This is a genomic window from Kitasatospora sp. NPDC093806, from assembly GCF_040683335.1.
Classification (GTDB): Bacteria; Actinomycetota; Actinomycetes; order Streptomycetales; family Streptomycetaceae; genus Kitasatospora.
The window spans coordinates 21,773-30,740 of record NZ_JBFBDO010000098.1; the positions used below are offsets into that span (position 1 = coordinate 21,773).

The 8,968-nt window shown below is 74.8% G+C and carries 5 protein-coding genes; all 5 read left to right on the forward strand.

The genetic code is table 11. The annotated features are described in order from the left end of the window. Positions 1 to 165 precede the first annotated feature (165 nt). Entirely contained in the window at positions 166 to 3,072 is a 2,907-nt protein-coding gene (gene leuS, locus AB0N76_RS31620) for a leucine--tRNA ligase (RefSeq protein ID WP_363563004.1), read from the forward strand. A gap of 335 nt (positions 3,073 to 3,407) precedes the next feature. Beyond that, a complete protein-coding gene (locus tag AB0N76_RS31625) occupies positions 3,408 to 4,169 on the forward strand; it encodes a hypothetical protein (RefSeq protein WP_363563006.1) in 762 nt (253 codons plus the stop codon). 66 nt (positions 4,170 to 4,235) lie between these two features. Then, complete coding sequence (locus AB0N76_RS31630; protein ID WP_363563014.1) at positions 4,236 to 5,081, forward strand: DegV family protein; 846 nt, start codon at positions 4,236 to 4,238, stop codon at positions 5,079 to 5,081. A 183-nt stretch (positions 5,082 to 5,264) separates the two neighbouring features. Then, positions 5,265 to 6,242 carry a ComEA family DNA-binding protein gene (locus AB0N76_RS31635; RefSeq protein ID WP_363563008.1) on the forward strand — a complete coding sequence of 326 codons (978 nt, stop codon included), beginning with the start codon at positions 5,265 to 5,267 and terminating at the stop codon, positions 6,240 to 6,242. Positions 6,243 to 6,412: 170 nt separating this feature from the next. Further along, positions 6,413 to 8,968: ComEC/Rec2 family competence protein (locus tag AB0N76_RS31640; RefSeq protein ID WP_363563010.1), on the forward strand; the 2,556-nt coding region annotated here is incomplete at its 3' end.

Below are 8,968 nucleotides of genomic sequence, written 5' to 3' on the forward strand. Positions count from 1 at the left end.
CGGGCGGAGCCGGAGTCGGCGTGGCGTCCCCTCCTGCGAGGGGCTTTTTTGTTTTCCGGCCGGGTCCCGCCCGGCATCCGCCCGGACTCCCCGGCCGGGGCGCCCGTCCCGTCGCCGGCCCGAGACGCCGGTTCGCCAACTGACATCGATGGAGCTTGAAGGACCATGAGCGAGACGACCCCTGCGTCCGGCGCGGCCGAGACCACGACCGCGCCGTTCCGGTACAGCGCCGCCCTGGCGGCCGAGATCGAGTCCCGCTGGCAGGACATCTGGGAGAAGGAGGGGACGTTCCACGCCCCCAACCCGGCCGGGGACCTGGCCGACCCGGCCGCCGGTGACGTCGCCGCGAAGCCGCACAGCTTCATCATGGACATGTTCCCGTACCCGTCGGGCGCGGGCCTGCACGTCGGCCACCCGCTGGGCTACATCGCCACCGACGTGTTCGCCCGCTTCCAGCGGATGAACGGCCACAACGTGCTGCACACCCTGGGCTACGACTCGTTCGGCCTGCCCGCCGAGCAGTACGCGGTGCAGACCGGCACCCACCCGCGGGTCTCCACCGAGGCCAACATCGCCAACATGCGCCAGCAGCTGCGCCGGCTGGGCCTGGGCCACGACCCGCGCCGCTCGATCGCCACGATCGACCCGGAGTACTACCGCTGGACCCAGTGGATCTTCCTGCAGATCTTCAACTCCTGGTACGACGAGCAGGCCGGCAAGGCCCGCCCGATCGCCGAGCTGATCGGCGAGTTCGCCGACGGCTCGCGCGAGGTGCCCGGCGGCCGTGACTGGGCCGCGCTGAGCGCCGGCGAGCGCGAGGAGGTCCTGGGCGAGTACCGGCTGGCCTACGCCAAGGAGGTGCCGGTCAACTGGTGCCCCGGCCTGGGCACCGTGCTGTCCAACGAGGAGGTCACCGCCGACGGCCGCTCCGAGCGCGGCAACTTCCCCGTCTTCAAGTCCAACCTGCGCCAGTGGATGATGCGGATCACCGCCTACTCCGACCGGCTGATCGCCGACCTGGACCTGCTGGACTGGCCCGAGGCCATCAAGCTGCAGCAGCGCAACTGGATCGGCCGCTCCGAGGGCGCCCGGGTCGACTTCGCCGTCGACGGCCGGAAGATCACCGTCTTCACCACCCGCCCCGACACCCTGTTCGGCGCCACCTACATGGTGCTGGCCCCCGAGCACGACCTGGTCGACTCGATCGTCCCCGCCGCCTGGCCCGAGGGCACCCGGGAGGAGTGGACCGGCGGCGCCGCCACCCCCGCCGAGGCCGTCGCCGCCTACCGCGCCACCGCGGCCGCCAAGTCCGACGTCGAGCGGCAGGTCGAGGCCAAGGTCAAGACCGGCGTCTTCACCGGCGCCTACGCCGTGAACCCGGTCAGCGGCGAGCCCGTGCCCGTGTTCATCGCCGACTACGTGCTGATGGGTTACGGCACCGGCGCCATCATGGCCGTCCCCGCCCACGACCACCGCGACTTCGCCTTCGCGCGCGCCTTCGAGCTGCCGATGCGCTGCGTCGTCCAGCCCACCGACGGGCGCGGCGAGGACCCGGCCGAGTGGGACGACGCGTTCGACACGTACGACTCCGTCATCGTCAACTCCGCGCACGCGGAGGGGACTTCGGACGGCGTCTCGGACGGCGTCTCGCTGGACGGCCTGAGCGTCGTCGACGCCAAGGCCGCCGTCACCACCTGGCTGGCCGAGCGCGGCATCGGCGAGGGCACCGTCAACTACCGCCTGCGCGACTGGCTGTTCAGCCGCCAGCGGTACTGGGGCGAGCCCTTCCCGGTCGTCTACGACGAGGACGGCGTCATGCACGCCCTGCCCGAGTCGATGCTGCCCGTCGAGGTCCCCCAGGTCGACGACTACTCGCCGCACACCTACGACGCGTACGACTCCACCTCCAAGCCGAAGACCCCGCTGTCCCGCAACGAGGACTGGGTCAACGTCGAGCTGGACCTGGGCGACGGCCCGAAGAAGTACCGCCGCGAGACCAACACCATGCCCAACTGGGCCGGCTCCTGCTGGTACGAGCTGCGCTACATCGACCCGACCGACTCCGCGAAGGTCGTCGACCCGGCCAACGAGCGGTACTGGCTGGGCCCCACCGAGCAGAAGCCCGGCGGCGGCGCCGACCTGTACGTCGGCGGTGCCGAGCACGCCGTCCTGCACCTGCTGTACGCCCGCTTCTGGCACAAGGTGCTGCACGACCTGGGGCACGTCTCCTCCGTCGAGCCGTTCCACAAGCTGTTCAACCAGGGCATGATCACCGCCGACGTCTACCGCGACGAGCGGGGCTTCCCGGTGCCCGCCGCCGAGGTCGAGGAGCGCGACGGCGGCTACTTCTGGCAGGGCGAGCCGGTCAAGCGCGAGGCCGGCAAGATGGGCAAGTCCCTGAAGAACGCCGTCGCCCCCGACGAGATCGCCGACGAGTACGGCGCCGACACGCTGCGCCTGTACGAGATGTCGATGGGCCCGCTGGACGTCTCCCGCCCGTGGGACACCCGCGCCGTCGTCGGCTCGTACCGCTTCCTGCAGCGGCTGTGGCGCAACGTCGTCTCCGAGTCCACCGGCGAGCTGGTCGTCACCGACGAGACGCCCGACGAGGCGACGCTGCGCGTCCTGCACAAGGCCGTCGACGGCATCCGCGGCGACCTGGCCGGGCTGCGCTTCAACACCGCCGTGGCCAAGGCGATCGAGCTGAACAACCACCTGGTCAAGCGTGGTTCCACGCCGCGCCCGGTGGCCGAGCAGCTGGTGCTGGCCGTCGCCCCGCTGGCCCCGCACATCGCGGAGGAGCTGTGGCGCCGGCTGGGCCACGGCGAGACGCTGGCGTACGCCGACTACCCGGTGGCCGACCCCGCGTACGTCGTCGACGAGACGGTCACCTGCGTCGTGCAGGTCAAGGGCAAGGTCAAGGCCCGGCTGGAGGTCGCGCCGTCGATCTCGGACGCCGAGCTGGAGGCGCTGGCGCTGGCCGACCCGGCGGTCGTCGCGGCGATCGGCGGTGCGGAGGTGCGCAAGGTGATCGCGCGGGCGCCGAAGCTGGTCAACATCGTCACCGGCTGAGGCCGGGCGAGTGCGGTGGGGGCCGGGTGAAACCGGCCCCCGGGCGGCGGGGCGGGCGTTCCTTCGGGGGCGCCCGCCCTGCGGCGTTGGGGGCGGGCCTGCTCCGCGGTGTTGGTGGCGGGCCTGCTCCGTCGCGGTCGTGCGGGGGATCCGTCCCGCCGCGGTCGTGCGGGCCCCGGGTGTCGGGGTGAACCCCTATCTGTCCCTGATCTCCGGCCCGACGCCCCCGAACGCCCGCCTGCCGGGCCGGTCCCGGGGCTACGGTGGAACCCTCGGTGGCCCGGCCCGCGTTGGGCCCGGTGGGGGCCGGTTCGGCTGGCGGAAGGTGGCTCGTGATGGACGTGCTCGCGGTGATGGTCGGACTGGCCGTGCTGGTCGGGCTCGCGGTGGCGGCGCTGGTCGTGGTCGGCCTGGTGAAGGCGGCCCGGGCGGTCGGCGAGACGATGGAACGCCAGGAGGCCAAGGCCCGGCGCGCGGTGGAGAACGTCACCCTCAAGGCCAAGACCTACGCGCAGACCGGCCCGCCGAAGCAGATCTCCGCCGTCCGACTGGACCTGCGGACCTCCCTGACCGGCACCCGGCAGGTCCTGGAAGGCGCCGTCACCCAGGACGGCCAGCTCACCGAGGCGCTCGCGCTGCTCGCCCGGCTGGACGCCCACGCGGCGGAGCTCGACGGCGAGCTGCGCCTCCTGGAGCGGGAGCCGGACGTCGGGCGGATCGCGGCGAAGCTGCCCGAGCTGCGGGAGCGGGCCGAGCGGATCACGCACTCGGCGGAGACCATGCGCTGGGCCGCGCAGGACCGGATGCACCGGTTCGCGGACGACGAGCTGAGCCGGCTGAGCCAGGAGTGCGAGGACGAGGCGGGGGCGCTGCGGCACTGGGACACCGCTTCGGGGGCCTCGGGGGCTTCGGGGGCTGCTGGTGCCTCGGGGGCTTCGGGGGCTTCTTCCGGTGCGGACCCGGGGGCGGCCCGGTCCGCACTCCCGGACGGCCGGGGCGGCCGGCCCAGCGCCGAGGAACTGCTGGGCCTCTCCGACCCGGTGGCCAAGCTCGCGCAGCGTCTGCGCAAGCCGACCGCCGGCCCCTCCGCGGGCTGAGCGGGATCACCCGGATGCTGCCGTCCGGGCCGGGCGGGGAGTAACCTCCGCCTCATGCCCGCCGACATGCCCGCCGACCTCGCACTCGTCACCGACTCCACGGCCTACCTGCCCCAGCCCGCCGTCGACCGGTACGGGATCACCGTCGTCCCGCTGAGCGTCGTGGTCGGCGACGAGGTGCGCGCCGAGGGGGTCGAGATCTCCCCGAAGGACGTCGCCGAGGCCCTGCGCGGCAAGCACCGGGTGACCACCTCCCGGCCCAGTCCGGAGTCCTTCGCCGCCGCCTACCGGGCGGCCGCCGAGACCGGCGCGCGGGGCATCGTCTCGGTCCACATCTCCGGCGAGCTGTCCGGGACGGCGGAGGCCGCCCGGCTGGCGGCCGCGGAGGCGCCGGTCCCGGTCTGGGTGGTGGACAGCCGACTCGTCGGCATGGCCCTCGGCTACGGCGTGCTGGCGGCCGCCGAGGCGATCGAGGCGGGGCAGAGCCTGGACGAGGTGGCGGCGGCCGTCGGCCGGCGGACGGCCGGGACCAGCGGCTTCTTCTACGTCGACACGCTGGAGTACCTGCGCCGGGGCGGCCGGATCGGTGCCGCGCGGGCGCTGCTGGGCTCGGCGCTCGCGGTCAAGCCGCTGCTGCACCTGGACGGGGGGCGGATCGAACCCCTGGAGAAGGTGCGCACCGCGTCCCGGGCGATCGCCCGGCTGGAGGAGATCGCGGTCGAGCGGGCGGGGGAGCGGGAGGTCGACATCGCGGTCCACCACCTGGCCGCCGAGGACCGCGCCGAACCGCTCGCCGAACGCCTGCGGGAGCGGGTGCCGGGGCTGTGCGACCTGTACGTGGGCGAGGTGGGCGCGGTGATCGGCGCACACGTCGGGCCGGGGCTGCTGGCCGTGGTGGTCGCACCGCGCTGAGGCCGGCTCGGCCCTGCGGCCCTTTGGCCCTGCGGCCCCGGCCCTTTGGCCCGGCCCGCTTGGTCAATGCGATGGTGCTCTTCTCCCTCTCCCGAGTGACCTTTTCTGTCCACAACCCCGGGGTTGTCCACAGGCTTTCGGTGACTTCCGCCCGATTCCGCGGCGACTCCTACCGTGCTCCGCATGACGAGCATGCGTATCGGCGCACGTAAGCGCCACGAGATCCAGCAGATCAACGCGACCGCGGGCCTGCGGATGGCGGCACTCCTGCCGGAGTCCGCCGAAGGCCCGCCGGACGCCGAGCCCTCGGTGTACGAGACACCGGTGGCGGACCCGCCGCCGACGGTCGGCGCCCCGACGGTCGGCGCCCCGACGGCGACCGGCCCGCCCGGCGGTCCGTCCCCGGGGGCGGCCACGCCGGGTGACGCCGGGCCGGACGGTGCCGCGCCCGAGCACGCCACGACCGAGCGTGCCGGCCCCCGGTGGACGGGCCACGCGCTGGCGCTCGACCGACGGGCGGCGCTCGGTCTGCTCGTCCTCCTGCTGCTCACCGTCGGGTACGGCGTCCAGCATTTCTGGCTGGCCCGGCCGCAACCGGTCGAGGTCCCGGCGGTGGCGGTCGCGTCCGTCCCGTCCGGCGGCCCCGGCCCCGGACCGGACCTGCCGTCCGACGGCGGGACCGGGGCGGCGGCCATCGGCGACGTGTCCGGCACCGCGTCGTCCACCGTCGTGGTGGTCGACGTCGGCGGCCGGGTCCACACACCGGGTGTGCACATCCTGCCGAGCGGCTCCCGGGTCGCCGACGCCCTGCGGGTGGCCGGCGGGCCGCTGCCCGGGACGGACACCAGGAACCTCAACCTGGCCCGGGTGCTGACCGACGGCGAGCAGATCCTCGTCGGCGAGCCGGGCCCGCAGCCTCCCGCCGGGGCGGGGCCTGGGCCGCCGCTCCTCACCGGTCCGTCGAGACAGCCGGTCAGCCTCAACCACGCGACGCTCGAACAGCTCGACACACTCCCGGGCGTGGGACCGACCCTCGCCCAGCGCATCATCGCGTTCCGCGCCTCCCACGGCGGCGCCTTCCGCTCGCTCGACCAGCTCCGGCAGGTCAGCGGCATCGGCGACCGCACCTACGCGGAACTCCGCCCGCTGCTCACCCTCTGACCCCGAGCCGTTTCCCCCGCGTCCGACTGCCCTCTCCGAAGGGAGGTACCGCCATCGCCGCCACCGCTGCCGCTCCCACTCTCCCCACGAAGGAGAGCCCCACGCCGTCCCCCACCACACCCGTCCCGAGCGACCTCCGCCTGCTCCTGCCGGCCCTGGCCGCCTGGGCGGTGACGGCCGCGATCCTCGGGCTGGGTCCCGGACACGGCGCCGCCCTCTCGACGGTCGCAGGCCTGGCCGCGCTTCTCGGGATCCTCCTGCTGACCCGCCGTCCGGGCGCGGGCAGACAGCGGTGGCGCGACCGGTCCGCCGCCGTGACGCTGGCCGTCGTCCTGCTGACCGGCGCCGCCGCCACGGCCGCCACCCTGCTGCACACCGCGGACCTGCACCGCGGGCCGATCCCCGAGCTGGCCCACGGCGCCACCCCGGCGCCGGACCTCGGCATCGAACTCACCGTCACCGGAGACCCGCGCGTCCACACGTCCCGGACGGGCGGGGCCTCGGCCGGGCAGCGCCTGCTGACCCTGGACGCCGTCGTGGACCGCGTCACCGTCCCTGAGGGCCCGGCCCAGGACACCCACCTCCCCGGCGGCTCCGGCCCGCAGACCGTCCGCACCCGCACCCCGGTCACGCTCCTGGCCCGCGGCGAGGACGTGAGCGCCTGGGAACGGCTGCTGCCCTCGGCCCGGCTGGCCGTCGAGGTGACGGTCCGTCCGCCGGGTGAGAACGACGGCGAGTCGGCGGCGCTGCTGATCGCCCACGGCGAGCCTCGACAGCTCGCCCCGCCCAGCCTGCCTCAGCGGATCGCCGGGCGACTGCGAGCCGGTCTGCGCACGGCCACCGACGGCCTGCCGCCGGATGAGCGCGGGCTGCTGCCCGGCCTCGTCGTCGGCGACACGTCACGCCTGCCGGACGGTCTCTGGGCGGCGTTCCGGGACACCGACCTGGCCCACCTGGTCGCGGTCAGCGGAGCCAACCTCGCGATCGTGCTGGGCGTCCTGCTCGGCGCGCCCACCCGGGCCGGTACCGCCGAGCGGCGCGGCCTGGCCGCCCTGCTGGGGATCCCGCTGCGCACCACGGCGCTGCTCGGGGCCGCCGTCACGCTGGCCTTCGTCACGATCTGCCGCCCCGAGCCCAGTGTGCTCCGGGCGGCGGGGACGGGGCTGATCGGGTTGCTGGCGCTGGCCACCGGCCGTCCGCGCCAGGCGGTGCCGGCGCTGGCGGGTACGGCTCTGCTGCTGGTCCTGCTCGACCCTTACCTGGCCCGTTCGTTCGGGTTCCTGCTGTCGGTGCTCGCCACGGCGGGTCTGCTGGTCGTCGGTCCGCGCTGGGCGGCGGCCCTGCGGGCTCGGGGCTGGCCGCACCACCTCGCGGGCGCCGTCGGGGCGACGGCGGCGGCCCAGGCGCTCTGCGCGCCGGTGACGGTGGTGCTCTCCGGGCATGTCAGCCTGGTCGGGATTCCCTGCAATCTGCTGGCCGAGCTGGCGGTGGCCCCGGCGACGCTGCTCGGCTTCGCAGTCCTCGTGCTCGACCCGCTCTCCCCGGCGCTGGCCCGGCTGCTGGCCGAGCCCGCAGCCGTCCCGGCCGGCTGGCTGGCCGCGGTGGCCAGGCACGGGGCCGAACTGCCGGGCGGGCAACTCTCCTGGCCGGGCGGCTGGTTCGGCACGGTGAGCCTCGCCGTCGGCACGGCGGCGCTCTGCGGCACGGTTCCCCTGGTGCTGCGGCCCCGTGGCTGGGCCCGCCCGGTGGTGGCGGGCGTCCTGCTCCTGGTGCTGCTGATGGTGTTGGTGCGGCCGCCGCTGCTCGCGCGGATCGCGACCGGCTGGCCACCCCCGGACTGGCGACTGGTCATGTGTGACGTGGGGCAGGGCGACATGCTGGTGCTGCCGGTCGTGCCGGGGGACGGCAGACCGCCGGACAGCGCGGTGGTGGTGGACGCCGGTCCGGATCCGCAGGCCGCCGACCGCTGTCTGCGTGACCTCGGCATCACCCGGGTGCCGCTGTTCCTGGCGACGCACTTCCACGCCGATCACGTCGAGGGGCTGCCGGGGGTGCTGCACGGCCGGCAGGTCGGGGCGGTGGAGGGGACGGCGGTGGACGATCCGCCGGGCGAGGCCGCCCGGGTGGCGGGCTGGGCGGCGCAGGCCGGGGTCCCGTTGCTACGGGCCGGGCGCGGCGAGCGCAGATCCGCGGGGGTGGGGATCTCGTGGGAGGTGCTGTGGCCGGACGGAGCGGAGCCGTTGGCGGCCTCGGGGGCGAACAACGCGAGCGTCGCGCTGCTGGTGACCCTGGCGGGCGGCGTGCGGATGGCCTTGCTGGGTGACTTGGAGCCGCCGGCTCAGGAGGCGCTGCTCGGTCGGCTGAGGACGGCCGGCGAAGGGAGAAAGGTGGACGTGTTGAAGGTGGCGCATCACGGTTCGGCACATCAGGACTGGGAGTTGGCGGCGGCGTTGAGTCCGCGGTTGGCCCTGATCTCCTGCGGTGTCGGCAATCCGTACGGTCACCCGTCCCCGCGGACGGTGGACCGGTTGAGGGCGCTGGGTGCGACGGTGCTGAGAACGGACCGGGTCGGTGACATCGCGGTGACGGGCGACAGCCCGGCCCACCTCGGCGCTGCCGTGCACCCGCACGGCGGGCACCCCGCGCGCGGCCCGCACAAGCCGAGGGTCACCCACGACCCGAAGCCCAGCGCCCTGCTCGCGGCGCGCGCTGGCCGCGGCCAGCGC